At 73.2% G+C, this 26031-nt stretch carries 27 protein-coding genes; 15 read left to right on the top strand and 12 right to left on the bottom strand.

Annotation, left to right across the window (positions count from 1 at the left end; translation table 11 throughout):
• Window positions 1-83 precede the first annotated feature (83 nt).
• Both hrpB and ACWCPN_RS18335 read right to left on the bottom strand, forming a co-directional pair.
• Entirely contained in the window at window positions 84-2612 is a 2529-nt protein-coding gene (gene hrpB, locus ACWCPN_RS18340; protein ID WP_451207139.1) for an ATP-dependent helicase HrpB, read from the bottom strand.
• A gap of 151 nt (window positions 2613-2763) precedes the next feature.
• Entirely contained in the window at window positions 2764-3591 is an 828-nt protein-coding gene (locus ACWCPN_RS18335) for a class I SAM-dependent methyltransferase (RefSeq protein ID WP_451207417.1), read from the bottom strand.
• A 360-nt stretch (window positions 3592-3951) separates the two neighbouring features.
• Between ACWCPN_RS18335 and rpsA the strand changes: the two genes are divergently transcribed.
• From rpsA to ACWCPN_RS18315, 4 genes are all read left to right on the top strand, one after another.
• A complete protein-coding gene (gene rpsA, locus ACWCPN_RS18330; protein WP_009322963.1) occupies window positions 3952-5445 on the top strand; it encodes a 30S ribosomal protein S1 in 1494 nt (497 codons plus the stop codon).
• A gap of 234 nt (window positions 5446-5679) precedes the next feature.
• A complete protein-coding gene (locus ACWCPN_RS18325) occupies window positions 5680-6618 on the top strand; it encodes a PAC2 family protein (RefSeq protein WP_365126493.1) in 939 nt (312 codons plus the stop codon).
• A 69-nt stretch (window positions 6619-6687) separates the two neighbouring features.
• Entirely contained in the window at window positions 6688-7335 is a 648-nt protein-coding gene (coaE, locus tag ACWCPN_RS18320; RefSeq protein WP_451207136.1) for a dephospho-CoA kinase, read from the top strand.
• A 49-nt stretch (window positions 7336-7384) separates the two neighbouring features.
• Window positions 7385-7765, top strand: a complete 381-nt coding sequence (locus ACWCPN_RS18315; protein ID WP_199210151.1) for a tetratricopeptide repeat protein — start codon at window positions 7385-7387, stop codon at window positions 7763-7765.
• Window positions 7766-7790: 25 nt separating this feature from the next.
• Here ACWCPN_RS18315 and ACWCPN_RS18310 read toward each other — a convergent pair whose 3' ends face one another.
• The gene (locus ACWCPN_RS18310; RefSeq protein ID WP_451207133.1) at window positions 7791-8087 is read right to left on the bottom strand and encodes a DUF6343 family protein; all 297 of its coding nucleotides are present in this window, start codon (window positions 8085-8087) and stop codon (window positions 7791-7793) included.
• A 63-nt stretch (window positions 8088-8150) separates the two neighbouring features.
• Between ACWCPN_RS18310 and ACWCPN_RS18305 the strand changes: the two genes are divergently transcribed.
• The 3 genes from ACWCPN_RS18305 to ACWCPN_RS18295 all read left to right on the top strand — a co-directional run bounded on the left by ACWCPN_RS18305 (window position 8151) and on the right by ACWCPN_RS18295 (window position 10348).
• Window positions 8151-9059, top strand: coding sequence for an acyltransferase domain-containing protein (locus ACWCPN_RS18305; RefSeq protein ID WP_451207130.1), 909 nt, complete (start codon window positions 8151-8153; stop codon window positions 9057-9059).
• Window positions 9060-9121: 62 nt separating this feature from the next.
• A complete protein-coding gene (locus tag ACWCPN_RS18300; RefSeq protein WP_451207127.1) occupies window positions 9122-9823 on the top strand; it encodes a class I SAM-dependent methyltransferase in 702 nt (233 codons plus the stop codon).
• 66 nt (window positions 9824-9889) lie between these two features.
• A complete protein-coding gene (locus tag ACWCPN_RS18295; protein ID WP_451207124.1) occupies window positions 9890-10348 on the top strand; it encodes a DoxX family protein in 459 nt (152 codons plus the stop codon).
• A 209-nt stretch (window positions 10349-10557) separates the two neighbouring features.
• Here ACWCPN_RS18295 and ACWCPN_RS18290 read toward each other — a convergent pair whose 3' ends face one another.
• Window positions 10558-11241 (bottom strand): RNA-binding S4 domain-containing protein, encoded by a 684-nt coding sequence (locus tag ACWCPN_RS18290; protein WP_451207120.1) that lies wholly within the window; start codon window positions 11239-11241, stop codon window positions 10558-10560.
• A gap of 167 nt (window positions 11242-11408) precedes the next feature.
• Between ACWCPN_RS18290 and ACWCPN_RS18285 the strand changes: the two genes are divergently transcribed.
• Window positions 11409-12104, top strand: coding sequence for a uracil-DNA glycosylase (locus ACWCPN_RS18285; protein WP_451207117.1), 696 nt, complete (start codon window positions 11409-11411; stop codon window positions 12102-12104).
• Between the two features lie 145 nt (window positions 12105-12249).
• Here the strand turns inward: ACWCPN_RS18285 and ACWCPN_RS18280 are convergent, their stop codons facing one another.
• Both ACWCPN_RS18280 and ACWCPN_RS18275 read right to left on the bottom strand, forming a co-directional pair.
• On the bottom strand, window positions 12250-12717 hold the full coding sequence (locus ACWCPN_RS18280; RefSeq protein ID WP_451207114.1) for a GNAT family N-acetyltransferase: 468 nt from the start codon (window positions 12715-12717) through the stop codon (window positions 12250-12252).
• Between the two features lie 58 nt (window positions 12718-12775).
• Window positions 12776-13192, bottom strand: coding sequence for a RidA family protein (locus tag ACWCPN_RS18275; protein WP_451207111.1), 417 nt, complete (start codon window positions 13190-13192; stop codon window positions 12776-12778).
• A 411-nt stretch (window positions 13193-13603) separates the two neighbouring features.
• Between ACWCPN_RS18275 and ACWCPN_RS18270 the strand changes: the two genes are divergently transcribed.
• The 3 genes from ACWCPN_RS18270 to ACWCPN_RS18260 all read left to right on the top strand — a co-directional run bounded on the left by ACWCPN_RS18270 (window position 13604) and on the right by ACWCPN_RS18260 (window position 16697).
• The gene (locus tag ACWCPN_RS18270) at window positions 13604-15451 is read left to right on the top strand and encodes an FUSC family protein (protein WP_451207108.1); all 1848 of its coding nucleotides are present in this window, start codon (window positions 13604-13606) and stop codon (window positions 15449-15451) included.
• Window positions 15452-15643: 192 nt separating this feature from the next.
• Complete coding sequence (locus ACWCPN_RS18265; RefSeq protein WP_451207106.1) at window positions 15644-16288, top strand: DUF899 domain-containing protein; 645 nt, start codon at window positions 15644-15646, stop codon at window positions 16286-16288.
• A 232-nt stretch (window positions 16289-16520) separates the two neighbouring features.
• Complete coding sequence (locus ACWCPN_RS18260) at window positions 16521-16697, top strand: hypothetical protein (protein WP_199210143.1); 177 nt, start codon at window positions 16521-16523, stop codon at window positions 16695-16697.
• Between the two features lie 6 nt (window positions 16698-16703).
• Here the strand turns inward: ACWCPN_RS18260 and ACWCPN_RS18255 are convergent, their stop codons facing one another.
• The 3 genes from ACWCPN_RS18255 to ACWCPN_RS18245 form a co-directional block, all read right to left on the bottom strand.
• Window positions 16704-18566 (bottom strand): ABC transporter ATP-binding protein, encoded by a 1863-nt coding sequence (locus tag ACWCPN_RS18255; RefSeq protein ID WP_451207415.1) that lies wholly within the window; start codon window positions 18564-18566, stop codon window positions 16704-16706.
• Window positions 18567-18991: 425 nt separating this feature from the next.
• Window positions 18992-19420, bottom strand: a complete 429-nt coding sequence (locus ACWCPN_RS18250) for a hypothetical protein (protein WP_451207103.1) — start codon at window positions 19418-19420, stop codon at window positions 18992-18994.
• Window positions 19417-20121 carry an ATP-binding protein gene (locus ACWCPN_RS18245; protein WP_451207100.1) on the bottom strand — a complete coding sequence of 235 codons (705 nt, stop codon included), beginning with the start codon at window positions 20119-20121 and terminating at the stop codon, window positions 19417-19419. The genes ACWCPN_RS18250 and ACWCPN_RS18245 overlap by 4 nt, the downstream gene beginning before the upstream one ends.
• A gap of 189 nt (window positions 20122-20310) precedes the next feature.
• On the opposite strand from ACWCPN_RS18245, the gene ACWCPN_RS18240 reads away from it, so the two are divergent.
• From ACWCPN_RS18240 to ACWCPN_RS18230, 3 genes are all read left to right on the top strand, one after another.
• Window positions 20311-21171 carry a helix-turn-helix domain-containing protein gene (locus ACWCPN_RS18240; protein ID WP_199210142.1) on the top strand — a complete coding sequence of 287 codons (861 nt, stop codon included), beginning with the start codon at window positions 20311-20313 and terminating at the stop codon, window positions 21169-21171.
• Entirely contained in the window at window positions 21172-21426 is a 255-nt protein-coding gene (locus tag ACWCPN_RS18235; protein WP_199210141.1) for a DUF397 domain-containing protein, read from the top strand.
• Window positions 21427-21573: 147 nt separating this feature from the next.
• On the top strand, window positions 21574-21741 hold the full coding sequence (locus tag ACWCPN_RS18230; RefSeq protein ID WP_451207096.1) for a hypothetical protein: 168 nt from the start codon (window positions 21574-21576) through the stop codon (window positions 21739-21741).
• Here the strand turns inward: ACWCPN_RS18230 and ACWCPN_RS18225 are convergent.
• Both ACWCPN_RS18225 and ACWCPN_RS18220 read right to left on the bottom strand, forming a co-directional pair.
• A complete protein-coding gene (locus ACWCPN_RS18225; RefSeq protein ID WP_451207093.1) occupies window positions 21738-23225 on the bottom strand; it encodes a glutamate synthase subunit beta in 1488 nt (495 codons plus the stop codon). The two genes, ACWCPN_RS18230 and ACWCPN_RS18225, sit on opposite strands and share 4 nt — an antisense overlap.
• A 203-nt stretch (window positions 23226-23428) precedes the next feature.
• The gene (locus tag ACWCPN_RS18220) at window positions 23429-24124 is read right to left on the bottom strand and encodes a DUF2293 domain-containing protein (protein ID WP_451207091.1); all 696 of its coding nucleotides are present in this window, start codon (window positions 24122-24124) and stop codon (window positions 23429-23431) included.
• A 68-nt stretch (window positions 24125-24192) separates the two neighbouring features.
• On the opposite strand from ACWCPN_RS18220, the gene ACWCPN_RS18215 reads away from it, so the two are divergent.
• Window positions 24193-24825, top strand: coding sequence for a uridine kinase (locus ACWCPN_RS18215; RefSeq protein ID WP_451207088.1), 633 nt, complete (start codon window positions 24193-24195; stop codon window positions 24823-24825).
• A 51-nt stretch (window positions 24826-24876) separates the two neighbouring features.
• Here ACWCPN_RS18215 and ACWCPN_RS18210 read toward each other — a convergent pair whose 3' ends face one another.
• Window positions 24877-26004 carry a magnesium and cobalt transport protein CorA gene (locus ACWCPN_RS18210; protein ID WP_451207085.1) on the bottom strand — a complete coding sequence of 376 codons (1128 nt, stop codon included), beginning with the start codon at window positions 26002-26004 and terminating at the stop codon, window positions 24877-24879.
• Between the last annotated feature and the right edge of the window lie 27 nt (window positions 26005-26031).

The following is a 26031-nucleotide window of genomic DNA, read 5'->3' as shown; positions in this document are numbered from 1 at the left end:
GCACGGCAGGCACAGTAACGGCGAGGGCGCCCCTCCGCTCCGGCGGACGGGCGCCCTCGGCGCACCACGCGCCGCACCGGCGGTCAGCGCCTGAGCCGCGCGTTGGTGTGCCGCGTGGGTTCCGCGGCCGCCGGGTCCTCGGGCCACGGATGCTTCGGATACCGCCCGCGCAGCTCGGCGCGCACGCCCCGGTAGCCGTCCCGCCAGAACGAGGCGAGGTCCGCCGTGACGGCGGCGGGCCGCCCGGCCGGCGACAGCAGATGCACCAGCAGCGGCACTCCTGCCACGGCCGGCGTCTCGCGCAGCCCGAACATCTCCTGCAGCTTCACGGCGAGGACCGGCCGCTCCGGATCCCGGTAGTCGATCCGGATCCTGGACCCGCTCGGCACGGTGATCCGCTCCGGCGCCAGCTCGTCCAGCCGCGCCGCGTCCCCGCTCGCCCACGGCAGCAGCCGCGCCAGCGCCTGCCCGGCGTCGATCCGCCCGAGGTCCGCCCGACGCCGGGCCCGGCTCAGCTCCGGCTCCAGCCACTCGTCCACGCGCGCGTGCAGCGCCTCGTCCGACACCTCCGGCCACGGCTCCCCGGCATGCGACCGCAGGAACGCCAGCCGCTGCCGCAGCGCCGCCGCCTCGGCCGACCAGCGCAGCAGACCCGGCCCCTCCTCCCGCAGACCGTCGAGCAGGGCCGCACGCACGAGCGCCGCAGCGGGATCCTTCAGCGGCCTGACGGCCAGCTCCACGGCCCCCAGACATTCGACATGCCGGGCCACGACATCCCCGCCGGACCAGCGCACCTCGTCCCGCTCCTCGAACAGCGCGCCCGCCGCGGCCCGGGCCACCTCCTCGGAGACCGCCGCCCCGAGCCGCACACGCGCGTGGCCCTTCCCGGCCGCCCGGTCGGCGACGGCGACGACGATCCACGGCGCACCGGTCAGCTCCGACCCCTCGCCCAGCTCGGCCCGGGTCCCGGACACCATGAGATACGAACCGCCGTCCAGCCTCGCGACCCGCTCCGGAAACGCCAGAGCCACGGTCGGCCCGACCAGCCCGTCCGCCCCGGACCCCGAGCCCGAAGCGGCCCCGGCACCCGCCCGCGCCCCGTGATCACCGGCGGCCGGCGAGGAATGGGCCGAGACGGCACGCAGCCGCCGCACCTCCGCCGCCCACCGCCCCGCGTACGCGTCACCGCCGCGCCGGGCACGCCGCAGCGCCCCGGCGAGATCGTCCCCGTACTCCCTCGGCACCTCCTCGGAGAGCAGGGCAACGGCCTCCGCGCCCCGGCCCGCGGTGTCCAGCAGCGCCCGCCCCAGCCGCGGATGCACCCCCAGCCGGGCCAGCCGCACCCCGAGCCCGGTGGCCCGCCCCGCGGCATCCACCGCGCCCACGGCCGTCAGCACCTCCCGCGCCGCCGCCATCGCGCCCCCCGGCGGCGGGTCCAGCAACGCCAGCCCCGAGGCGTCGGGATCACCCCAGCAGGCCGCCTGGAGGGCGAACGCCGTCAGGTCGGCCACCTTGATCTCCGGCGCCGGAAAAGCCGTCAGCCGGCCGTCCTCCGCCTCCGTCCAGCACCGGTACACCATCCCCGGCGCCTCACGGCCGGCCCGCCCCGCCCGTTGCCGCCCGGCCGCCCGCGACGCCCGCACCGTCACCAGACCGCTCAGCCCGCGCGCGTGATCCACACGCGGCTCCCGAGCCAGCCCCGAGTCCACCACCACCCGCACCCCGGGCACCGTCAGCGACGACTCCGCCACCGACGTCGCCAGCACCACCCGGCGCCGCTGCCCGGGCGCCAGCACCGCGTCCTGCACGGCGGCCGGCGCCCGGCCGTGCACCGGGAGCACGTCCACCGCGCCCAGATCCCCGAGCTGCCCGGCCACGCGCGCGATCTCGCCCACGCCGGGCAGGAAGCACAGCACGTCCCCGTCCCGCTCGGCCAGCGCCCGCCGCACCACTGAGGCCACATGGGCGAGCAGCACCGGATCCACCCGCATCCCGTGCGGCGGCCGTACGGGCCGCGCCGGAGGTGCCCACACGACCTCCACCGGATGCGCGACGCCCGCCGCCTCCACCACCGGCGCCCCGCCCAGCAGCCGCGCCCACCCCTGGGCGTCCGTGGTCGCCGAGGCGGCCACCAGACGCAGCTCCGGGCGCAGCGCCTGCCGCACGTCCCACAGGAACGCGGCCACCGTGTCGGCGTCCAGATGCCGCTCATGGCACTCGTCGAGCACCACGACGTCCACACCCGCCAGCTCCTGGTCCCGCTGCAGCCGCTGCAGCAGCACACCCGTGGTCACCACCTCCACGCGCGTGTGCCGTCCCACGGCCCGCTCGCCGCGCACCGTGTAGCCGACGCTGCCGCCGGTCCGCTCCCCGAGCAGCCACGCCATCCGCCGGGCCGCCGCCCGTGCCGCGATCCGCCGCGGCTCGGCCACCACGACACGCCGCGCGGGCCCGCCGCCGACCAGCCCCGCCAGCACGAGCGGCACCAGCGTCGTCTTGCCGGTGCCGGGCGGCGCCACCAGGACCGCCGTGCCGTCCGCGTCCAGGGCGTCGGTCAGAGCGGGCAGGGCGGCCCGCACGGGCAGCACGTCCAGGGCGTCGTCACGGATCACGCCCCCAGTGTCGTACGGCGGCCGGGACGCCCTCCACACGCGTGCCGCGCACGCGCAGCCGCCCCTCGCGCGCGCAGGTACGCACGCGCAGCCGTCCCGCGCGCGTGCGTACCTGCGCGCGCGCATCAGGACGACGGGACGGACGCCGTGCTCAGTCCCGCTCGCACACGAAGATCGCCGTACCCGGGATCAGGTTCCCGCGCAACGGGGACCAGCCGCCCCAGTCCGAGGTGTTCCACGCCGGCCACTCCGGCTCCACCAGGTCCACCAGGCGCAGCCCCGAGGCCACGACGTCCCGCACCCGGTCCCCGAGCGTCCTGTGGTGCTCGACGTACACCGCCCGGCCCTCCGCGTCCTGCTCCACGTAGGGCGTGCGGTCGAAGTAGGAGGCGGACACCGACAGCCCCTCGGGGCCGGGCTCGTCCGGGAACGCCCAGCGGATCGGGTGCGTCACCGAGAAGACGAACCGGCCGCCCGGCCGCAGCACCCGGCGCACCTCGCGCAGCACCAGCCGCGGATCGGCGACGAACGGCAGCGCCCCGTACGCGGAGCAGGCCAGGTCGAAGGAGCCGTCCGCGAACGGCAGCGCGCCGGCGTCGGCGCAGACGAGCGGAATCGATCCGCCGATCCGCAGCGAATGCTGCAGCTGGCGGTGCGAGAGGTCCAGCGCCACCGGCCGGGCGCCCTGGGCGGCCAGCCAGCGCGAGCACTGGGCGGCGCCCGCCCCGATCTCCAGGACCTCCTTGCCCTTCAGCTCCTCCGGCGGGCCCAGCAGCTCCGCCTCCACCTCGTCCAGGCCCTCCGGGCCCCACACGAAACGGTCGTCACCGAGGAACGTCCCGTGTTCGGTCTGGTACTCGTCCGCGTTGCGGTCCCACCAGCCCCGGTTCGCCCGGCTGCTCTCCGCTACCCCGGCGTCACGTCGGGTGGCTTCCGCCTCGAACCCGTCGGGATCGAGCTGTTCCGGCTCTTGGATGATCGGCTCCCTCGTCGTACTCTTCCGTCCAACCCGCCGGGCGCGACACGGGGGGACGAGGGCCCGTGCGGCCTCGCGGGACGTTTCCTGCGCCGGTTATGCGGCGATCCGCCCCGGGTGTGCGCCTTCGCGCATTGACCATGCCCGGCTGCCCCCGTATGCTACAAGTTGCGCTGCGGGCCTGCGCACCTCAGACGTAGCAGGCTGCGCTCGCATCTGTTGTATGTCCCCTCGGTTGTCGAGGCGCCATCACCAGTTTCCTGGTGGGGCGCTTCCTTGGCTGTCCGGCTTCTGCAGAGCGATACGGGCTCCCGGCGTAGCAGTACCTACGACTTCAATGTCCGTACCGGAGCCCTTTCCCACATGACGAGCAGCACCGAGACCACCGCCACCACCCCGCAGGTTGCGGTCAACGACATCGGTAACGAGGAAGCCTTCCTCGCCGCGATCGACGAGACGATCAAGTACTTCAACGACGGCGACATCGTCGACGGCGTCATCGTGAAGGTCGACCGGGACGAGGTCCTGCTCGACATCGGTTACAAGACCGAAGGTGTCATCCCGAGCCGCGAGCTCTCGATCAAGCACGACGTCGACCCCAACGAGGTCGTCGCCGTCGGTGACGAGATCGAGGCCCTCGTCCTCCAGAAGGAGGACAAGGAAGGCCGCCTGATCCTCTCGAAGAAGCGCGCCCAGTACGAGCGTGCCTGGGGCACCATCGAGAAGATCAAGGAAGAGGACGGCATCGTCACCGGTACCGTCATCGAGGTCGTCAAGGGTGGTCTCATCCTCGACATCGGCCTCCGCGGCTTCCTCCCGGCCTCCCTGGTCGAGATGCGCCGCGTCCGCGACCTCCAGCCGTACGTCGGCAAGGAGCTCGAGGCGAAGATCATCGAGCTGGACAAGAACCGCAACAACGTGGTCCTGTCCCGCCGTGCCTGGCTCGAGCAGACCCAGTCCGAGGTCCGCCAGACGTTCCTCACGACCCTCCAGAAGGGTCAGGTCCGCTCCGGCGTCGTCTCCTCGATCGTCAACTTCGGTGCCTTCGTGGACCTGGGTGGCGTCGACGGTCTGGTCCACGTTTCCGAGCTGTCCTGGAAGCACATCGACCACCCGTCCGAGGTCGTCGAGGTCGGCCAGGAGGTCACCGTCGAGGTCCTCGACGTCGACATGGACCGCGAGCGCGTCTCCCTGTCGCTGAAGGCGACCCAGGAAGACCCGTGGCAGCAGTTCGCCCGCACCCACCAGATCGGCCAGGTCGTGCCCGGCAAGGTCACGAAGCTGGTTCCGTTCGGTGCGTTCGTCCGCGTGGACGAGGGCATCGAGGGTCTGGTCCACATCTCCGAGCTGGCCGAGCGCCACGTGGAGATCCCGGAGCAGGTCGTCCAGGTCAACGACGAGATCTTCGTCAAGGTCATCGACATCGACCTCGAGCGTCGTCGCATCAGCCTCTCGCTGAAGCAGGCCAACGAGTCCTTCGGTGCCGACCCGGCCTCGGTCGAGTTCGACCCGACCCTGTACGGCATGGCCGCGTCCTACGACGACCAGGGCAACTACATCTACCCCGAGGGCTTCGACCCCGAGACCAACGACTGGCTCGAGGGCTACGAGAAGCAGCGCGAGGAGTGGGAGCGCCAGTACGCCGAGGCGCAGTCCCGCTTCGAGCAGCACCAGCAGCAGGTCATCAAGTCCCGCGAGGCCGACGCTGCCGCTGCCGCCGAGGGTGGCGAGGCCGCCGCTCCGGCCGCCTCGGGTGGCGGTTCGTACTCCTCCGAGGGTGCGGACACCTCCGGTGCCCTCGCCTCGGACGAGGCGCTGGCCGCGCTGCGCGAGAAGCTGGCCGGAGGCCAGAGCTGATCACCAGCCGCTAGGGCTCAGCCGATAGCGACTGAGGGGCCGTACCTTTCGAGGTGCGGCCCCTCAGGGTTTTCCGGAGCCCGCCGGCCGCCCCCCCCCCGCGCCCCTGTGAGAGGCGCGGCTGACAGGGAGTCAAAGGCCACCGGCCGGAGATGCCTGATCAGCGCCGTGACCCGGGAATGCCCGCGCTCCAGGGCGCGTTGTCCATGGGGAACACGAGGAGGAGCGGTCACAGTGCTTGATCCGCAGGGTTTGTACGCATGGGAGCCGAAGGGCCTCGCCGTGGTCGACATGGCACTCGCCCAGGAGTCGGCCGGACTTGTCATGCTCTACCACTTCGACGGATACATCGACGCGGGTGAGACCGGCGACCAGATCGTCGACCGGCTCCTCGACTCGCTGCCCCACCAGCTCGTGGCACGCTTCGACCACGACCGGCTCGTGGACTACCGGGCCCGTCGGCCACTGCTGACCTTCACCCGGGACCGCTGGTCCGACTACGAGGTACCCGCCATCGAGGTCCACCTCGTCCAGGACGCCACCGGCGCCCCCTTCCTGCTGCTGTCCGGCCCCGAACCCGACATCGAATGGGAACGGTTCGCGGCGGCCGTCCGGCAGATCGTGGAACGGCTCGGCGTCCGGCTGTCCGTGAACTTCCACGGCATCCCCATGGGCGTCCCCCACACCCGCCCCGTGGGCCTCACCCCCCACGGCAACCGCAGCGACCTGGTCCCGGGACACCGCAGCCCCTTCGAGGAGGCCCAGGTACCCGGCAGCGCCGAAGCGCTCGTGGAGTACCGCCTCATGGAAGCCGGCCACGACGTCCTCGGCGTCGCCGCGCACGTCCCGCACTACATCGCCCGCTCCCCGTACCCGGACGCGGCGCTGACCGTCCTCGAAGCCGTCACCGCCGCCACCGGCCTGGTGCTCCCCGGCGTCGCGCACGCACTGCGCACGGAGGCCCACCGCACCCAGACGGAGATCGACCGGCAGATCCAGGAGGGCGACGAGGAACTGACAGCGCTCGTCCAGGGCCTGGAGCACCAGTACGACGCCGCCGCCGGCGCCGAGAGCCGGGGCAACATGCTCGCCGAACCGGTCGACATCCCCTCCGCCGACGAGATCGGGCGCGAGTTCGAACGCTTCCTGGCGGAACGCGAGGGCGAGAGCTGAAGCCGCCGCCCCGCCGCACGGCCCCGGCCGGCCCCGGCCCCGTCAGCGACAGGGCCTAAGCTTCCGCTCATGCTGAAAGTGGGCCTGACCGGCGGGATCGGCGCCGGCAAGAGCGAGGTGTCACGGCTGCTCGTGGAGCACGGAGCCGTACTGATCGACGCCGACCGCATCGCACGCGAGGCCGTGGCACCCGGAACACCCGGGCTCGCCGCCGTGGTGGACGCCTTCGGCGCGGACGTCCTCACCGCCGACGGCGGCCTGGACCGGCCACGGCTCGGCTCCATCGTCTTCGCCGACCCCGAGAAGCTGGCCGTCCTCAACGCGATCGTGCACCCCCTCGTCGGCGCCCGCTCCCGCGAACTGGAAGCGGCCGCGGCCCAGGACGCGGTGGTCGTCCACGACGTCCCGCTGCTCACCGAGAACGGCCTGGCCCCCCTGTACGACCTGGTGATCGTCGTCGACGCGACCCCCGCCACCCAGCTCGACCGGCTGGTCCGGCTGCGCGGCATGACCGAGGGCGACGCCCGCGCTCGCATGGCCGCCCAGGCCACCCGCGAGCAGCGCCGCGAGATCGCGGACATCGTGATCGACAACGACGTACCGCTGGACGCGCTGAGACAGCGCGTGACGGAGGTCTGGGACGACCTCACCCGCCGGGCACGCGAACCCCGCACGGCAGCCACCGACGACCGACCGCAGCGGGACGGCGCGGAATAGCGGACCACGCCGGTGCGTTGAACCGCTCCAGCAAGGGAAGGACTCTGCCGTGCCCGAGACCAGTGGTTCGACCGGACGAACTCCGGAGACGCATGTCATCGACTTCCGCGCGGCCGAACAACTGCTCAACGCGCGGGACCCGCGGGGCGCGGTCAAACTCCTCGACGGCGTCGTAGCCGCCCACCCCGAGAACACCGCCGCCCGGCTGCTGCGCGCGCGTGCCTTCTTCGCCGCCGCGCAACTGCGGCCCGCCGAGCTGGAGTTCACCATCGTGCTGGAGCGGGAACCGGACAACGCCTTCGCGCACTTCGCGCTCGCCCGCACCTACGAACGCCAGGGCCGCCCCGACCAGGCAAAACGTCACTTCCGGCTGGCCGCCGCACTCGACCCCAACCCCGACTACCTCAAGGCCGCCCGTTTCGACGACTGACCCCGCCGGACACGGGCGGTCCCCGTCACGGGTGGCGGGTCCACCGCGGCCACGGATACCGCGGGCCGCCCTCCGGCGGCCGGTACGGAGGAACGTCCCGCCCCGGCTGATAGTGCGGGCCCTGCCGCAGATGCCTGACGATCACCGCCATGTCCACCGTGGCCACCACCCACAGCACCCCACAGGCCGCCGCCCAGCCAGGACGCCCCACCAGCGAGAACGCCGCCGTCCCGAAGACCGCCCAGACGATTCCCCACAGACTCAGCCAGAACCGCGCCCGCAGCGCACTGCGCGCGGTCACCGGCTCACTTCCCGTACGCATCCCGATCACCGCTCCTGACAGCAACGTACTCTTCCGAGGGAACGCAACCAAGGGGGTCACCGCGTGCTGCCCGACGCCGACGAACTCGCCGAGGAACTGCTCGACCTCGCGGTACCCCACGAGGACATCAACGACCTCGTACGCATGGCCCGCCGCGTACGCGACGACCCGGAACTGCGGCACTCGCTCGAGAACGCCGTGGCGGACCTGGTGCGCGACATGGGCGACCTGCACGGCGGCGCCGACCTGCCCGACCTCGACTGGCCGCCCGGCGCCCTGCAACGCTGCTTCCCCGTCTACGTCCTCGTCGCCGCCCTGCCGCACGTCCGCCGCCACCACCGCGAACGCGGCATCTCCGCCGACACCACCCGGCGCACCCTCGCCGACCTCGGCCGGAACATGACCACCCACCGCGCCCGCCACGGCCGGACCGGCCTCCAGGTACCGCGCTGGCTCACCCTGCACTTCCGCGGCGAGCTGTACCAACTGGGACGCCTGCAGTTCCAGCGCGCCCCGCTCGGTCCGCGCACCGCCGCCGCCCTCACGGCCGCCGGACTGGACGTGACCCCGGAATCGCCCTGCCTGAACCTGCACATACCCGACTTCACCGGCCCGCTGTCCCCGGCCGCCTGCGACCGCTCACTGGCACTGGCCCGCGACTTCTTCGCCCGCCACTACCCGGAGGAGAAGCACCCGGCCGCCGTCTGCCACTCCTGGCTCCTCGACCCCCAGCTCAGGCGGTACCTGCCCGCGCGCTCCAACATCGTCCGCTTCCAGGAACGCTTCCGCACCGCCCACCAGGACACCGAACCCGCCGACACCGAACCCGTCCGGTTCGTCTTCGGCGACCCGGACCTGCCCTTCCCCGACCTGCCACGGCGCACCTCCGTCGAACGAGCCGTCGGCGACCACCTGCGGGCCGGCGGCCACTGGTACGTCGGACACGGATGGTTCCCGTTCCCCAGTACCTGACTCGAACGAGTGAACCCGCACCTCCCAGGAACGCCCCCTCCCACCCCACCCGTTGTCCCGGCATGACGGTCGAAATGCGTGAGGGACACGAGGGAACAGGACCCGGTGCGATCACCCCGGACGGGTGCGCGGTCGAGCTCTACACACGGCTCCCCGTCGGCGGCGAACCGGACGTCATCGCCAACGCCGTGCCCGCCGGGGCACACATCCTCGAACTGGGCAGCGCAGTGGGCCGGGTGACCCACGCCCTCCTCGAACGCGGCTTCACGGTCACCGCCGTGGACGAGTCCGCCGAGATGCTCACCCGAGTCCGCGGGGCACGCACCATATGCGGCCCCATCGAAAAGCTCGATCTGGACGAGAAGTTCGACGTGGTGATGCTCGCCTCGTTCCTCGTGCACGCCGGCGACATCGAGGTGCGCCGGGGCCTGCTGCGCACCTGTGTCCGGCATGTCGCGGAAGACGGCTGCGTGCTCATCCAGCGGGAGGGCGAGGACTACCACACCGACGTACCGAGAGAACGGGTCGACCCGAGCGGCTTCACCGTGCGCATCGCGTCGGACGAGCCCGTCGGTGACGGGGTGCGTTCGGTGCGCGCCGAGTACGTGTTCCCGGACGCGGTCTGGACGCAGACGTTCCGGAGCCGGCCCCTGACCAAGGAGCAGTTCGAGCAGGCCCTGGCGGAAGCGGGACTGGAGGTGGACACCTATCTCACCGGGGACCGGACCTGGGTGAGGGCGGTACCGGTGGCACACGACCGATGAGTTCTCGGGCGGGGGCTGGTCTACCTCTGTGACAGCAACCGGGACCGCTTCCCCCTGGAGACCACCATGTCCGAGACCACCGCCCCCGTCACCACCGCCCCCGTCACCACCGGTGGCTCCCCGACCGCCCGCGGTCGCCTCGCCCGGATCGCGCTGCGCTCGGTGCAGGTGCTGCTGGCCCTGTTCTTCGGGATCGCGAGCGCGCTGCCCAAGCTGATCGCTCACCCGTCGGCCGTGGAGTCCTTCGACAAGATGGGCTGGGGCAGCGCGGGCATGTACGCCATCGGCGCACTCGAACTGGCGGGCGCCGTAGCACTGCTGGTGCCGGTTCTGCAGTCGGTGGCGGCGATGGCACTGAGCGCGCTGATGGTGGGCGCGTTCATCGTCCAGCTCACCGTCTTCAACGGTCAGTACGCGGCGACCCCGCTGATCCTGATCGTCCCGCTCGCGCTGATCGCCTGGGCCCGCCGCTCCCACAACAGGGACCTGCTGGCGCTGCTGCGGGGCGCGGGACACCGGGCCTGACCCGAGCGGGACACGACCGGCGGCCCCGGCGAGCGGCCGGGGCGGCGCGTGCCACGGGAGGGGATGTGCGCGACGCAAGGCGGTGTGGCGACGCGCTGCGATGCGGAGCGACGCGAGGCGATGAGCGCGACGCGGGCCGAGGTGTGGCAGCGGACCGAAAACGAACGGGGGAGGGGAGGGGGTGGGGGAGGGCCCCCGGGGGAGGGAACTCACCGCCCCCGTGAACGCCCGCCCGAGCCCCCGGTCCCGCCCGCTCTGCCGCGCCCTCCGGGGCCTTGGGCTCGTCCCGGCGCGCCGGGTGTACCCGGCCCACCGGGCGCAGCCGGACCACCCAGCCCGCCCGGTGCACCCGGGCCGCCGAGTCCGCCCGATCCGCGCAGCCGTTCCAGCTCGCGGCGGTCCCGTTTGGTGGGGCGGCCGGTGCCGCGGTCGCGGAGGCCGGCCGGAGCCACGGCCTCGCGGGGCGGCGGAGGCGGGGAGTTGTCGATGAAGCACTGGACGGCCACCGGGGCGCCGACGCGCTTGCGGATCAGCCGCTTGACGATCACGACGCGTTCCCGGCCCTCGTGCCGCAGACGCACCTCGTCGCCGACGCGCACGGAGTAGGCGGGCTTCACGCGCTCGCCGTTGACGTGCACGTGCCCGCCACGACAGGCCGTGGCGCCCAGGGAGCGGGTCTTGATCAGACGGACGGCCCAGATCCAGCTGTCGATCCGAACGGTCTCGCCCTTCCCCGGCCCGGCCGCCTCGGCGGCGGCCACCGCCGCGGCGACCTTGGGATCGAGCGGCTGGGACTGCGCGGCCTCGGAGCCCTCGGCATCACGGACAGGGGCCGGTTCGCCGGACCCGCCGCTGTCACGGTGCACGTTCTCGTCCGCATCCTCGGAAGCCATGTCCTGACCCTAACTCCCCGGACAGGGGAGGCCGGGCGGGTTTTTCCACCGGCGGCTCCCACCAGGAACACCATGCCTCCCCGGTCGGCACAGTGCGCAGGTTCCCCGGAGCGGCCCCCGCACAGCCGACGCGGGGCAGGTGAACAGGGCGGGCATACGGTGGCGGCATGGACGACAGCAGCGACCTGGCCCGGCTCGACCGGCGCGTCGCGGAGTGCCGGGCCTGCCCCCGGCTCGTCGAGTGGCGTGAGGAGGTGGCCCGGACCAAACGGGCCGCGTTCGCCGACTGGACGTACTGGGGGCGGCCGGTGCCCGGCTTCGGGCCGCCCGACGCCCGGCTCGTGATCATCGGGCTCGCCCCCGCGGCACACGGAGGCAACCGCACCGGCCGGATGTTCACCGGTGACCGCTCCGGCGACGTGCTGTACCAGGCGCTGTACGACGTGGGCCTCGCCTCGCAGCCCACCTCCGTGCGGGCCGGGGACGGCCTGGAGCTGTACGGGGTGCGCGTCACCGCACCCGTGCACTGTGCCCCGCCCGCCAACAAGCCCACCCCCGCCGAGCGCGACGCCTGCCGCCCCTGGCTGGTGCAGGAGCTGCGGCTGCTCCGGCCGACGGTCAGGGCCGCCGTCGTGCTCGGCGCCTTCGGCTGGCAGGCCGCGCTGCCCGCGTTCGCCGAGGCGGGCTGGCCGGTGCCGCGGCCGCGTCCCGCGTTCGCCCACGGCGCCCGGGTCGCCCTCGGCGATCTCGACGTCTTCGGCTGCTTCCATGTCAGCCAGCGCAACACCTTCACCGGCCGGCTCACCGCCGAGATGCTGCGAGAGGTGCTGCGCACGGCAGCGGACACGGCCGGGCTGCCGTAACCGGGTTTCCCCAGCTCCCTGCCTTCGGGCTGCCGGCTTCCGGCTCCCGCCCTTCCGGCTCACGGTTTCCCGCCCCCCGCTCCCGGCCGCGCGTCGCGCGCCCCCGGGACAGGGCCTTCCGGGGCCGGCCGGCGGCAGCCCGCGCTCAGGGCCGCCACGCGTACCGCACGTCCGGTTCCCGCTCCTCGTTGCCGCTGCCGTCCGTGTGCTCCACGGCGACGAATCCGTGCCGTTCGTAGAAGCGGTGCGCGGGCTTGTTGACCTGGAAGGTCCACAGGGTCAGCTCCTGCGGACTGCGCTCCTTGGCGAGGGCGACGAACCGGTCCCCGACACCGCGCCCCCGCCAATCGGGATCCAGGTAGAGCTGGGACAGCAGAGTGCCGTTCAGGACCATCACGCCGACGATCCCGGTCCCGCCCGCCGTCTCCTCGGCGACCCAGGTCTCCCGCAGCGGGACCACCACGTCGCGGAAGTACCCCCGTACGTCGTCGTCGGTGCGGGGCCGGACGACCGTGGGCAGGGCGGCGGCGAAGGAGCGCAGCCAGACGTCGGCGGCCGCTCCCGCGTCGGCCGCCACCGCCCGCCGCAGCACGATCCCGTCCCCGGACGTCATCGGTCCGCTCCCGCGTCGGCCGCCACCGCCCGTCGCAGCACGATCCCGTCCCCGGACGTCATCGGTCCGCTCCCGCGTCCGGTACGACGGCCGTCGCCGTTATCTCCACCAGTTGCCCGGTGTAACCGAGGCAGGCGACACCGAGCAGCGTCGAGGAGTGCGGCCCGCGGCTCAGCCCCGAGGCCTCCACCACCTCCCACACCGCGGACAGCACGGACGGCTCACCGCTGACGACGTACACCTCCGTCTGCAGCACGTGCTCCAGGCCGCTGCCGACGGCGCGCAGCTGTTCCGTCAGGTTGGCGATCACCTGCTCGGCCTGCCGCACCGGATCCCCGGGACCGACCACCTCACCCTTCACGTCGAGCGGTACGGCCCCCGCCAGGAAGGCGAGCCTGGTGCCGGCCTCGACGACGGAGGCATGGGAGTAGGTGGGCGGCGGGAACAGCGCGGGGGAGGTCACTCGCCGGATCATGGCGGCTCCTGAAAATGGTGGGCGGACAACCTCCCGATCATCGGAGGGCCACCCGGTCCCGCGCACCCGAATTTCCGCGACGACGGAAGGGTCGCACGACGGCCGCGGCGAGCCCGAGCGGCGGCCGCGGCAAGGCGAGTGCCGTCGCCGCCTCGTCGACAGCCTCCCCCCACCGGCCCCACAGCCCTCGACCGGACCCGCAGCCCTCGACCGGCCCTACAGCCCTCGACCGGACCCGTCCCCGACCGAGTCGCGTTCATAAAGAAGCACCGTGATCCGGGCAGGTTTCACTGCGCCGAAACGTTATGGTTCCGGGCTTTCGGGGCACCCCCCTTATCCTGGGAACCGCACCTCACCGCTCGGCCACTGTCGTCCGAAGGCCCAACCCGCCCTCGTATGGACAGGAGCCCCGTGTCGCGCCCCGCCGCACTGTCACTGCCGCCCTGGCTCGCGCATGCCCTGCGCACTCAGCGCGGACCCGTCCCGTGGAGCGCGCTGACCCGGGGCGCGCTCGCCGCCGGGCCGCTGCTGCTCGCCGGGATGCTCGCGGACCGGACTCCGCTGGGCGTGATCGCCGCCATCGCCGCGATGCTCGCCGGCATCAACGACCGGCCCGGCAGCAGGCGGGCCTCCGTGAAGCGGCTCGGGGTGCCCGCGCTGGCCGGGACGGTCGGGCTGCTCGTGGGCACGTATGCCGGGCAGCGGCTGTCCGCGGTGCCGCTGACCCTGCTCCTCACGGTGCTCGGACTGGCCGCCGGTGGCATCAGCGCCGTGGGGCCGGTCGCCTCCGCCGCCGGCACCCAGCTGCTCGTCACCGCCGCGATCGGCGCCGGCACGCCGGCGGCCGGTGACGGCCGGCAGCAGGGCCTGGCCTTCCTCGCCGGAGCGGGCTGGCTGCTTCTGCTGCGCCTGGCCCTGCCCACGCCGGGCTCTCTCGCCGGTGACTTCCGGTTCGACGGCGAGCGGTCGGCCGTCGCCGACGTGTACGACGCCATCGCCGCGCTGCTCGACGCCGTGGGCGGCGGGAGTGCCATGGCCCGGCGGGCCGCGCTCACCGCCGCCCTCGACCACGCCCAGGACGCCCTCGCCGGACCCCGGCTGCGCCGCCGCGCCAGTTCCGCCGCCGAGCGCCGGCTGCACGCCCAGTTCACCGCCGCGCTGCCCCTGGCCGAGGCCGCCACCGCCCTGGCCTGGGCGGGCGAGCCGCTCTCCGCCCGGGCGGCCGAGGGCCCCCGGCGGCTCGCCGCCGCCGTCCGCGGCAACACCGGCACCGGTCCGCTGCCCGCGCCCAGCCGGTCGGCGCCCGCTCTGCGCGCCCTCGACGACGCCCTGCTGCGTGCCGCCGAGGCTTTCGACCCGGCCGGGGACGCCGAGCAGCGGCTGCCCGCCAGGCGGCGGAGCGCCAGGGACGTCGTCCGGGCCGTGTTCGGTACCGGCGGCCGGGAGTACGGGCTGCGTGTCGCGGTCTGCTTCGGGGCGAGCGCGGCCGTCGCCCAGGCCCTGCACGACGCCCGCTGGTACGGGCAGCACCAGCACTGGTACTGGCTGCCCGCCACGACCGTCTTCCTGGTCAAGCCCGATCTCGGGCCGCTCGCCTCCCGGGTGCTGTGCCGGGCCGCCGGGACCGTGCTCGGCGCCCTCGTCTTCGCCGGGCTCGCCGCGCTGCTGCCCAGGCCGGAGGGCCTGGTCGTCCTGGTGACGGTGTGCGGGGCGCTCGTACCGCTGTCCACCCGGAACTTCGCCGCGCTGACCGCCGTCATCACCCCGTTGGTGCTCGCCCTGGTCATGATCGGCGGCGAGCCGCAGGCATCGCTGAGCCGCATCGCCGAGACGCTGCTGGCCTGCGCGATCGTGCTGATCGTCGGGCACCTGCCGATGTCCGGCAAGCGGGGTGGCGGGGTACGGGCCCGGCTCGACACCGCCGCGAGTGCCGCGCACGCCTACCTGGTGCACGTGCTGAGCGAGTCCGGCGACCGCGCCGAACGGTGGGCGCTGCGCCGCGAGGCGTACCGCACCCTCGCCGAGGCCCGTACCGCGATCGCGGTCGCCGCCGCCGAGCTGCCCGCCCTGGCCCGGCACACCGAGGGCACGGACTCCGTCGCCGTCGTCCTGGAACGCCTCGTCGACACGACCACCGCCTGCGCGGTGCACCTCGACGACACCGGACGGCTCACCCCTGAGCACACCGGGGTGCTGCGGGACCTGCTCGACGAGCTGGAGCGGCGCGAGGCGTGGGCCGTGCGGCCCGTCGCCGCGTAGCCGCCGCCCGGCAGGTTCGTGTGCACGAGGCGCCTGCCTCCTCGCCGGGTCTCTCGGACCGCCTGTCCGGATGTGTTTCCCGGTGAGCCGGGCCGGTCCCGGAAAAATCTTGGCGGGCACCGATGAGTTCCGCATCCGTTCGCGGTCACCACCCGGAACCGACTTGGTACAGGCCGTAGGACAGGAGGGCCCATGTCGCTTCCGGAGATCGTCTCGCGCGAGCGGTGGCGCGCCGCACGGGAGGCGTTGCTGCTCAAGGAGGAGGCGGTCCGCAGGGCGTGGGAGGTGCTGAGCGCCGAGCGGCGGCGGCTGCCCATGGTGGAGGCCGACCCGGAGTACGTGTTCGAGGGCGGCGACGGCAAGGCCACCCTCCTCGACCTCTTCGAGGGCCGGACCCAACTCGTCGTCCACCATTTCATGTTCGCCCCGGAGTGGCAGGCAGGCTGTCCCTGCTGCGCGGCCTTCCTCGACCAGGTCGGTCACCTCGCCCATCTGCACGCCCGCGACACCTCGTTCGCGGCGGTCTCCCGGGCGCCCTTCACCCGGATCCTGCCGTTCAAGGCGCGGATGGGCTGGGCGGTGCCCTGGTACTCCTCCTGCCACGGCGAGTTCAACCGCGACTTCGAGGCGACCGTGGAGCGGGCCGGTGAACTCGTCGAGCGGCCGGGGCTCAGCTGCTTCCTGCGGGACCGGGACCGCGTCTTCCACACCTACTCCGTCCACGACGACGGTCTGGACACGCTGGGCACCACCGCGGGCCTGCTCGACCTGACAGCGCTCGGCCGCAACCCGCTGGGCAGCGACCGGCTCCGGTACCACGACGAGTACGCGGACTGACCGGGCCGGGGATCCGGGGACGCGGCAGGCACGACGACCGGCGCGACGCGAGGGACTGACACGTAAAGCTCCGAACCCGTCGCCGAACGTACGGTTCGTGTCGCAAGGTGCACGGACCCTCACGATCCGCGCTGAACGGGTGTCAACATTGTCTCAGTCGGGTCACTGGGCGAGGCGTTCGCCCTCCTCAGAGCGTTAACTCCTACGAGTCGACGCTTTCTGGAGGTGCGAGATGGTGAACGGGCGAACGGTGCTCGAACGCTTTCCCGCCGGTGGCCCGCGGGGATCGTGGCCCGCGGAGGAGTTCGCGCACGCGCGACGCCTCGAAGGCCTGCCCGCCGAGGTCGTGATGGACCTGGCGACGGACACGTTCCTGGTGATCGTGCGGGGCGGCGACGGCGCCCGGTGAGGCCCTTCAGGCCGGTTTCGGGGCCGGTACCCTCGCCGTGAACTGCTCGGCCTGCAGCGCGTACAGCTCCGCGTAGACACCGCCCCTGGTCAGCAGTTCCTCCGGGGTGCCGGACTCCACCAGCCGTCCGTGCTCCAGTACGTGCACCAGGTCGGCGTGGCGGACCGAGGCCAGCCGGTGGGTGATCAGCACGACGGTCTGACCGCTGCCCGCCAGCGCCCTGATCTTCTCGAACACCTCCAGCTCGGCCCGCGCGTCCAGCGCCGCCGTCGGTTCGTCCACGATCAGGATCCGCCCGCGCCGGTACGCGGCCCGGGCGATGCCGAGGCGCTGCCATTGGCCGCCCGACAGCTCGTGGCCGCCGCTGAACTCGCGGGCGAGCAGGGTGTCCAGTCCACGCGGCAGCCCTTCGACCACGTCCTCGGCGCCCGCCTCGGCGAGCGCCGAGGCCAGGCGCTCCTCGGTCAGGGGAGCGGAGGCACGGCCGATGGCCACGTTCACCCGGGCGGTGAACGGCCAGCGCTTGAAGTCCTGCGCCACCATCGCGACGCGCTCGGCGAGCAGCCGCCGGTCGGCGTCCGCCGCGTCGACGCCGTCCCACAGGATCCGGCCCCGGTCGGGGGTGTAGAGCCCGGCCAGCAGCTTGACGAGGGTCGTCTTGCCCGAACCGTTCTCACCGACGAGCGCGATGATCCGGCCGAGGGGGAAGCTGAGGGACACGTCGTCGAGGGCAGGGCGGGTTCCGTCACCCGGGTAGCTGAACGTGACGTGCTCGAACCGGATCTCCTCGGGTTCCTCGGGCAGCGGCGCGCCGCCGGCCGGGATGGCACGTTCCGCTCCCTCTGTGTACAGCCGCTGCAGATCGCCCACGAACAGGGCCTCCTCGTGCAGCTCGTTGATCTGGAGCACCAGAGTGTCCAGGCTCGCCGCCCCGGTGCGGATCGCGATCACCGCGGTGCCGGCCACCGCCAGCGCCATCGCGCCGGTCAGCAGCAGCGCGCCCAGAGTGGCGTACGTCGCGACGGTCGCCAGGCCAGTCCAGGCGGCCGCGATCAGGCCGGTCCGGGCGGCCAGCCGGGACAGCCGGGCCTGTTCGGCCTCCGCGGACTCCGACATGGACCGGTAGTGCCGCAGCAGGAACGGGCCGACGCCGTGCACCCGGATCTCCGGGGCGGCGGCGGGTTCGGTGAGCAGGTGGCCGATCAGGTGGCCGGCGCGGGAGTGCTGCACCCAGACGTGGAAGGACTCGTAGCGGCGGCGGGCGTTGGTCAGGGCGCCCCAGGCGCTGGGCAGGGTCATGGTGACCAGCAGCGGGAGCAGGGCCGGATGCAGCACGGTGAGCACACCGGCCGCGGCGACCAGGGAGATCACCGCGTTGATCACCCGGGCCCCGTACATGATCATGCGGCGGGCGGACTGGGCGCCGTACCGGGCGGTGTCCAGCAGTTTGTGGAAGGCGTGGTCCTCGATCGCGGCCAGTTCCACGTTGGCCGACCGCTCCAGGTACAGCTCGGTCGCCACCCGTTCCACCTTGGGTTCCAGCCGTCCGGTGGCATAGGTGGAGGCCGCCCGCAGCAGCGCCGCGACCAGCATCATGGCGGCCACGACGGCCAGGGCGGGCACGGCGTCGCGCAGCCGCCGCTCGATGTCCGTCCCGGCCAGCAGCCGGCCGAGGGCGCTGTTCACGGCCAGCAGACTGACCGCCTGGGCCACGCCCCGGGCCGCCTCGGCGGCCAGCACGGTCCGCGCGGCCGCCGGATCCGCCTGCCGGGCCAGCCGCAGGCTGGAGGCCAGCATGCCTGGCAGCCGGACCACCATCGCCCGGAAGCCCAGCTCCAGGAAGGCGTCGGCGTGCTTGTTCCACCCCATGTCGTAGCGCAGCGGCCCGCCGAACAGCAGCCCCTCCGACGCCGAGACCTCAGGACCGGCCGTCGCACGCCTCTTCCGCACCAGGAACCTCCCCCGGGGTCGCCATGAACCGCTCCCGGCTCACCGTGGACCTCCGCCGGGCGCACCGTGCGGCCCGCCTGGGCCATGGCCGGACGGGCACGCCCACTATCGCTGCCGGAGCGGTGGCGGGGCAGGGCGCGAGCGGGGGTGCCTGGGGCGCGCGGGGAGCGCGGGCGGGGGAGCGGTGGCTCGGCGCGGGGGGTGCGGGACGCGTTGCGGGGGTGGGGCGGCGGGATGCGTGGCGCGGGGCGGCGGAACGCCGGAGCCGGGCCGCGTCAGGCTCCGGGGTGGCGTCACACCGCGGGTCGCGCCGGGTCCCCGGTCGCGTCGGGGCGCCCGAGCCGTCACGCCGAGACGGCTCGGGACCAGTCCGGGGTCGTGCCGGTCACCCGGCACAGGGCCAGGTACAGCGGGATCGGCGGGGTGTAGGGGACCGTCCCCTCGGGGCGGTGGATCAGGCGGGCGGTGACGGGGACGGGGGCGCCGGGAGCGTAGTGGGCGGGGGCGGGCCAGGGGAGGGCGTAGTCGGAGTCGGACGGGACGATCCACCACCAGTGCGCCCCGTCGGCGTACACGCAGCCCACCCGGGGCAGCCGCGGCACGATCAGTGGTCCGAGGCGGTCCGGTACGGCGACGGCGTCACAGCCGAGCGGGGCCGTCATGCCGTCGGGGACCGCCGGGCGGCGGACCTGGGCCGGAATCTGCCGGTGGCGTCCGAGACGGACCAGGGTGTTCAGGCCGAGCGGCGGGCCGCACTCGTCGGTGGCGTTCACTGGTGCCCCCACGACCGGCGCTGCTGCGCGGGCGTCCGGTGCCGGGCCTGCGCCTCCTCCTCGTCGCCGGGGACGGGCGGCGGACCGCCGGGCTTGGGGCGGGTGCCCCAGCCCAGGTCGTTGCGCGGTTCGGCGGTGTCGTGGGCCGCGTCGGTCTGCCGGGCCAGCTCGGCCCAGACCAGCAGTCCGGGCCCGCGTTCCTGGGCACCCCAGGCCCGGCACAGCGCGTCCACCAGGAGCAGTCCCCTCCCGTGCTCCTCGTCGGGCCGCTGCGGGGAGGGGTGGGGCTCGCCGGGAGCGCAGCCCTCGTCGTGCACGGCTATGCGCACCGTGTCGTCGTGGTCGTGCAGCTCGCACACGACACGGCTGCTCGCGGTGTGCACGATCGCGTTGGTGACCAGCTCGGATATGACCAGGGCCGCGGTGTCGCAGGTGTCCTCGCACACCGACCAGCCGGTCAGCCGGGCACGCGCCACCCGCCTGGCCTGCGCGGCGGAACCGGGGTGCGCGGCCAGCTCGAAGCGGAACCGGCGGCCGTCGGCACTCCCGTCACGTGTCGCCGTCCCACCCGTACTCGAACCTGTTCGAGCGGGGGAACCCCCATCGGCACCGAGACACAGAGGGTCCGCGGCGGCGTCTGTTCCTAAGGGCGGGGACGGAATCACGCTTGCCACTATCTCCCCGGCGTGAACACTTGGCAAGTGTCACTCTGAAAAATGCAGAGTGCTGTGTGACTCGGTCGGCGGCCGTGGCACACTGCTCGCAACAGCACCTCGAGCGGCGCCAATTGGGACCATCGGCGATCCAGCGGATCCTCGAACGAGTCTTCGAATGGCGCCGCAGGGCTGTCAGGAATCTTTTGTCATGGCGGATCGTGCCGGAGGTGGAGCGTGAGCGAACCGCGGTCCGCGCCGACCGTGGGCCAGGTGGTCCTCGGCAGGCGCCTGCTGGACCTGCGGGAACGCGCCGGGCTGAAGCGCGAGGAGGCCGCTCGCGTCCTGCGCGTCGCCCCCGCCACCATCCGCCGGATGGAGATGGCCGAGGTCGCCCTCAAGATCCCGTACCTGCAACTGCTGCTGAAGGCCTACGGCGTTCCCGACGAAGAGGCCGAACTCTTCGTCCTGCTCGCCGAGGAGGCCAACCGGCCGGGATGGTGGCAGCGGTTCCACGACATCCTGCCGGGCTGGTTCTCGATGTACGTCAGCCTCGAGGGCGCGGCCGGCCTCATCCGCTCCTACGAGCCGCACTTCGTCCCGGGCCTGCTGCAGACCGAGGACTACGCGCGCGGCGTGCTGAAGTCGGGCGCCATCGGCCAGACCAGCCCCGACGACATCGAGCGCCATGTCGCGCTGCGGATGCGGCGCCAGACCCTGCTCACCCGCCCCGACGCCCCGCGTTTCTGGGCGGTGATGGACGAGACCGCCCTGCGACGGCAGGTGGGCGGTCCCGAGGTGATGCGCGCACAGATCGACAAGTTGCTCGAGGCCACGAAGCTGCCCAACGTGACACTCCAGGTCGCCCCGTTCGCCAACGGGCCGCACCCGGGGACGTACGGGCCCTTCGTGCTCTTCCGGTTCGCCGTGCCCGAACTCCCGGACATGGTCTACAGCGAGTACCTGACCGGCGCGGTCTACCTGGACGCGCGCTCCGAGGTGGCGACCCACCTGGAGGTCATGGACCGCATGGCGGCGCAGGCCGCCACGGCACAACGCACGAAGGAGATCCTCCGGGATCTCCGCAAGGAGCTGTGAATGGATCGCATCACGCCGCGCGGCGGCGTCTACAACGGCATGCCCGCGCGGGAGCTGGGCAGCGAGGGGTGGCACAAGCCCTGGAGCGGCGGCAACGGCGGGAACTGCCTGGAGGCGATGAAGCTCGCCGACGGCCGGATCGCCGTACGCCAGTCGACCGACCCGGACGGGCCCGCGCTGATCTACACCTCGGACGAGATGACCGCCTTCATCGAGGGCGCCAAGGCGGGGGTGGCCGACTTCCTGCTCTCCTGAACGTTTGATGATTATTGCTTCTCACTCACTTTCCTTGCTGTGAAGTCGACTTGATTTCCCGACCCGTCAGACGCTCACGGAGTGCCGCATGACAGGGCGGGACCCGACGGCCGTCCGGGTCGACCCGGCAGGCCGCATCCCGCGCGCGTGCAGGACTGGTCCCTCGGCGCCCTGCTGCACCTCGTCTCCGGTGAGGACGGCGCGTACGAGCTGGTGTCCCGCCTGCCGGCCGAGCTGCCCCCGGGCAGATACCTGACGATGACCCGTCGCCGGCAGGCGGTGGGTGGCGGGCACGGGCGTGGGCGGCCGGGCTAGGCGGTCATCGGTCGGTCGAAGGCCGATATCGGCGCCGGAAGGCGGGAGCCACCCGTCAGGTAGTGGTCGACGGCCGCCGCCACCGCCCGCCCCTCCGCTATCGCCCACACGATGAGCGACTGGCCGCGCGCCGCGTCCCCGGCGGCGAACACACCGGCGACATTGGTGGCGAAACCCTCGTCCCGGGCGATCGTGCCGCGCGGCTGCATGGCCAGTCCCAGCTGCTCGACGAGCCCGTCCTCCCGGTCGGGCCCGGAGAAGCCGAGGGCGAGCAGCACGAGATCCACGGGCAGGGTGCGCCCGGTGCCGGGCAGCGGCCGTCGCCGCTCGTCGACCTCGACCAGGTGCAGCGACCGGACGTGCCCGCCGTCGTCTCCGGCGAAGCGGAGCGTCGACGCCGCGAACAGCCGGGCGTCGGCGTCCGCCGCCGGAGCCGTCCGCAGTTCCCCCGCCTCCTCGTGCGCGGCGGAAAGCCGGTAGATCTTCGGGTACACCGGCCACGGCTCGGTGTCCTCGTCGCGCTCGGCACCCGGCTGCGCGTAGATGTCCAGCTGGCTCACGGACGCGGCGCCCTCGCGCACCGCGGTGCCCAGGCAGTCGGCCCCGGTGTCCCCGCCGCCCACGATCACCACGTGCTTCCCGGCGGCGGACAGCGGAGAGGCCTCCAGGTCCCCCGCGCACACCCGGTTGGCCAGCGGCAGGTACTCCATCGCCTGGTGTATCCCGAGCAACTCCCGCCCCGGCACCGGAAGTTCCCGCCACGCCGTCGCGCCCGTGGCCAGCACCACCGCGTCGTAACGCGTACGCAACTCGTCCGCCGGCACGTCCCGCCCGACCGTCGTCGAGGTACGGAACTTCGTCCCCTCGGTCCGCATCTGCTCCAGCCGCCGCTCCAGATGCCGCTTCTCCATCTTGAACTCGGGGATGCCGTAGCGCATGAGCCCGCCGAGCCGGTCGTCCTTCTCGTACACCGCGACGGTGTGACCGGCCCGGGTCAGCTGCTGCGCCGCGGCGAGCCCCGTCGGCCCCGACCCGATCACCGCGACGGTCCTGCCCGACAGGCGTTCCGGAGGCCGCGGCGGAGTGAAACCGTCCTCCCAGGCACGGTCGGCGATCGCGCACTCGACGTTCTTGATGGTGACCGCCGGCTGGTTGATCGCGAGCACGCACCCCGCCTCACAGGGCGCCGGACACAGCCGCCCGGTGAACTCGGGGAAGTTGTTCGTCGCGTGCAGCCGGTCGCTCGCCGCCCGCCAGTCCTCCCGGGAGACCAGGTCGTTCCACTCGGGGATGAGGTTGCCCAGCGGACAGGCCTGGTGGCAGAACGGCACGCCGCAGTCCATGCAGCGGTCCGCCTGCCTGCTGATGATGGGCAGCAGCGCTCCGGGGACGTAGACCTCGTCCCAGTCCCGGACCCGTTCCTCGACGGGCCGCCGCGGCCACTCCTGCCGCGGCGTGGTCATGAACCCCTTGGGATCGGCCATGGTCGTGTTCCTCGCGTACGTGTACCCGGGGTACGGGGTGTACGACGGGCCGTGCGTCATCGGGCGGCACCCTTCCGGCCACGATACGTCCCCGTACGTACCCCCGCAGAGTGGCGGACAGCGCTTTCTCGGCGGCCTTCCGCGGCGGAGCGCCGACCGCCTGTTCCCTGACCCCGCGCGGGCGGAGGCCGGGCCCCGGACCCTCAGCCGGCGTCGGCGGCCCCGGCCCACTCCCGCAGCACGCCGGCGACGGCCCCAGCGATCCGCCGACGCGCCTCGTACCGCGCCACTCCGCTCATCAGCAGCTGGTCGTACGGAGTGTCCACATGCCGTACGGCGGCGACGACCGCCGAGGTCACCGCCCCCTCCGCCAGCGCGCGTCCGGCCGCGCTCCGCCCCACCCTCCCGCTGCCCCGCGCCGACGCGTGCGCCGCGATCGCCCGCGCCCGCTCCGCCGGGCACCCGGGATACAGGCGCACGATCTCCGCCGCGAACGCCGCCGTGAACCGCTCGTCCTCGGCCGCCCGGCGCCGGGCGTCCCTGGCCCGCCGCCGGCGTCGTGCCTCCGCGTCCGCCAGGCAGCGTGCCTCGGCCCGGGCCAGCGCCGGCTCCTCCACGAGCAGACCCCGCCGGTCGTAGCGGCCCAGGCGCCGGTCGAACCGCACCACCACCGCCCACAGCGCGCTCTCCTCCCGCGCCCTGCGGGTCAGCGCCGTGTCCCCCCTCGGCAGGAAGATCAGGTGTCCGAGGTCGGCGCAGTCCAGACAGCGCGGCACCCTGTTGTCCTCCAGTACGAGCAGCGACAGCGGGCCACGCCGGCACCCGGCACAGCGTTTGCGCCGCAAGGGCTGGACCACGACAAGCCCGCCCGGGATCAGGGGAGTTGCAGATACCGCCATGGATGGTTCCTTCCCCGCCCGGGCCCACCGCTCCCGCACCGCCGGCCCGCACCCGGCATCATGGGCCTGTGCGACTCGAAGCGATCACCTGGGACCGGCTCGCCGAGCGGCTGGCCGACCGGCTGCTCGAGCTGGAACCGGCCGACGGCGGCAGCCGGCCGCGTGCCGCCTTCGACGGAGCACCGGCCGCCCGTCCGGGCGACCTCGCCGACCGCGTCGCCGAGGCGCTGCGCGTACGCGGGCGGCCCTCGCTCGTCGTCGGTACGGAGGGCTTCCTGCGCCCCGCGTCCCTCCGGCTGGAGCACGGCCGACGGGACACAGAGTCGTACTACAGCGGCTGGTTCGACACCGGCGCCCTCTGGCGTGAGGTCTTCGGACCGCTCGACCCCGGCGGAAGCGGCCGCGTCCTGCCCGACCTGTGGGACCCGGCCACCGACCGTGCCACCCGCAGTCCGTACGTCCAACTCCCGCCCGGTGGAATCCTGCTGCTGCACGGCCCCCTCCTGCTGCGCCACTGGTTCCCGTTCGATCTGACCGTCCACGTCCTCCTCTCCCCGGGCGCCCTGCGCCGCCGTACCCCGGAGCCCGACCACTGGACCCTCTCCGCGTTCGAGCGCTACGCGGCGGAGGCCGATCCCGCCGGCACCGCAGACGTCCTCGTGCGCGCCGACGACCCCAGGCACCCCGCCTGGAACGGCTGAACCGGCCGGACCGGCACCTGCTCCGTGAAGGGCCGTGTCCCTTCCGCCAGGTCAGAGCCAGCCGTTGCGCCTGAAGCCGCGGTACAGGGCGAGACAGGCCAGCGCCATCACACCCATGACGAGCGGATATCCGAACCGCCAGTGCAGCTCCGGCATGTGGTCGAAGTTCATGCCGTAGACGCCGCACACCATCGTCGGCACGGCGACCACCGCCGCCCACGCCGTGATCTTCCGCATGTCCTCGTTCTGCGCGACCGTCACCTGTGCCAGGTGCGCCTGCAGAATCGAGTTGAGCAGTTCGTCGAACGCGGCTATCTGCTCCTTGGCCCGCATCAGGTGGTCGGACACATCTCTGAAGTACGCCTGGATCTCGGGGGCGATCGCCCTTATCGGCCGCGTCGCCAGCTCCTCGACCGGACGTCCGAGCGGCACCACCGCACGCTTCAGCTCCAGCAGTTCACGCTTGAGCTGGTAGATCCGCCCCGGGTCGGCCCGCGCGCCGCCCTCGGAGAACACGTCCGTCTCCACCTGGTCGATGTCGGCCTGCACCGCGTCCGTGACGCTCAGGTACTCGTCGACGACATGGTCGGCGATCGCGTGCAGCACCGCCGCCGGCCCCTTGGCGAGCTGCGCCGGATCCGCCTCCAACTCCTCGCGCAGCGGCCCCAGTGACCCGTGCCGGCCGTGCCGTACCGTGATGACGAAGTCCTCGCCGACGAACACCATGATCTCGCCGGTGCCGACCACCTCGCTCGTCGCCGTCAGCTGCTCGTGCTCCACGTAGCAGACGGTCTTGAACACGGTGAACAAGGTCTCCGCGTACCGCTCCAGCTTGGGGCGCTGATGGGCCTCCACCGCGTCCTCCACCGCCAGCGGATGCAGGTCGAAGAGCCGGGCGACATCGGTGAACTCGTCGTCCGTCGGCTCGTGCAGCCCCAGCCAGACGAAGCCCTCGCCGCTCTTGCGCACCTTGGCCACGGCGTCCACCAGATCGGAGCCCCCCGGAACCCGTACCCCGTCCTGATAGGTCACGCAGTTCACCACCGACGAACCCAGCGGTGACCGGGCGGGGTGACTCAGGTCCACGCGCGGCCGCCGCCGCGCCAGCCGCGCCACCTTGCGCAGCCCGCCGGCCCTGCCCAGCCCGGTGACCTTCCGCAGATTCCCTGCCATGGACATCTGGATCTCCTCGCGTGGATCTCCTCG

It is taken from the genome of Streptomyces sp. NPDC002386 (assembly GCF_053593175.1).
This window is presented reverse-complemented; position numbering and strand designations above follow the sequence as displayed.

Bases quoted from the DNA above. Each gene is read 5' to 3' on its own strand.
- rpsA (WP_009322963.1), top strand. From the start codon at position 3,952: ATGACGAGCAGCACCGAGACCACCGCCACCACCCCGCAGGTTGCGGTC.
- coaE (WP_451207136.1), top strand. From the start codon at position 6,688: ATGCTGAAAGTGGGCCTGACCGGCGGGATCGGCGCCGGCAAGAGCGAG.
- ACWCPN_RS18310 (WP_451207133.1), bottom strand. From the start codon at position 8,087: ATGCGTACGGGAAGTGAGCCGGTGACCGCGCGCAGTGCGCTGCGGGCG.
- ACWCPN_RS18300 (WP_451207127.1), top strand. From the start codon at position 9,122: ATGACGGTCGAAATGCGTGAGGGACACGAGGGAACAGGACCCGGTGCG.
- ACWCPN_RS18295 (WP_451207124.1), top strand. From the start codon at position 9,890: ATGTCCGAGACCACCGCCCCCGTCACCACCGCCCCCGTCACCACCGGT.
- ACWCPN_RS18290 (WP_451207120.1), bottom strand. From the start codon at position 11,241: ATGGCTTCCGAGGATGCGGACGAGAACGTGCACCGTGACAGCGGCGGG.
- ACWCPN_RS18285 (WP_451207117.1), top strand. From the start codon at position 11,409: ATGGACGACAGCAGCGACCTGGCCCGGCTCGACCGGCGCGTCGCGGAG.
- ACWCPN_RS18280 (WP_451207114.1), bottom strand. From the start codon at position 12,717: ATGACGTCCGGGGACGGGATCGTGCTGCGGCGGGCGGTGGCGGCCGAC.
- ACWCPN_RS18275 (WP_451207111.1), bottom strand. From the start codon at position 13,192: ATGATCCGGCGAGTGACCTCCCCCGCGCTGTTCCCGCCGCCCACCTAC.
- ACWCPN_RS18265 (WP_451207106.1), top strand. From the start codon at position 15,644: ATGTCGCTTCCGGAGATCGTCTCGCGCGAGCGGTGGCGCGCCGCACGG.
- ACWCPN_RS18260 (WP_199210143.1), top strand. From the start codon at position 16,521: ATGGTGAACGGGCGAACGGTGCTCGAACGCTTTCCCGCCGGTGGCCCG.
- ACWCPN_RS18255 (WP_451207415.1), bottom strand. From the start codon at position 18,566: ATGGGGTGGAACAAGCACGCCGACGCCTTCCTGGAGCTGGGCTTCCGG.
- ACWCPN_RS18235 (WP_199210141.1), top strand. From the start codon at position 21,172: ATGGATCGCATCACGCCGCGCGGCGGCGTCTACAACGGCATGCCCGCG.
- ACWCPN_RS18225 (WP_451207093.1), bottom strand. From the start codon at position 23,225: ATGGCCGATCCCAAGGGGTTCATGACCACGCCGCGGCAGGAGTGGCCG.
- ACWCPN_RS18220 (WP_451207091.1), bottom strand. From the start codon at position 24,124: ATGGCGGTATCTGCAACTCCCCTGATCCCGGGCGGGCTTGTCGTGGTC.
- ACWCPN_RS18210 (WP_451207085.1), bottom strand. From the start codon at position 26,004: ATGTCCATGGCAGGGAATCTGCGGAAGGTCACCGGGCTGGGCAGGGCC.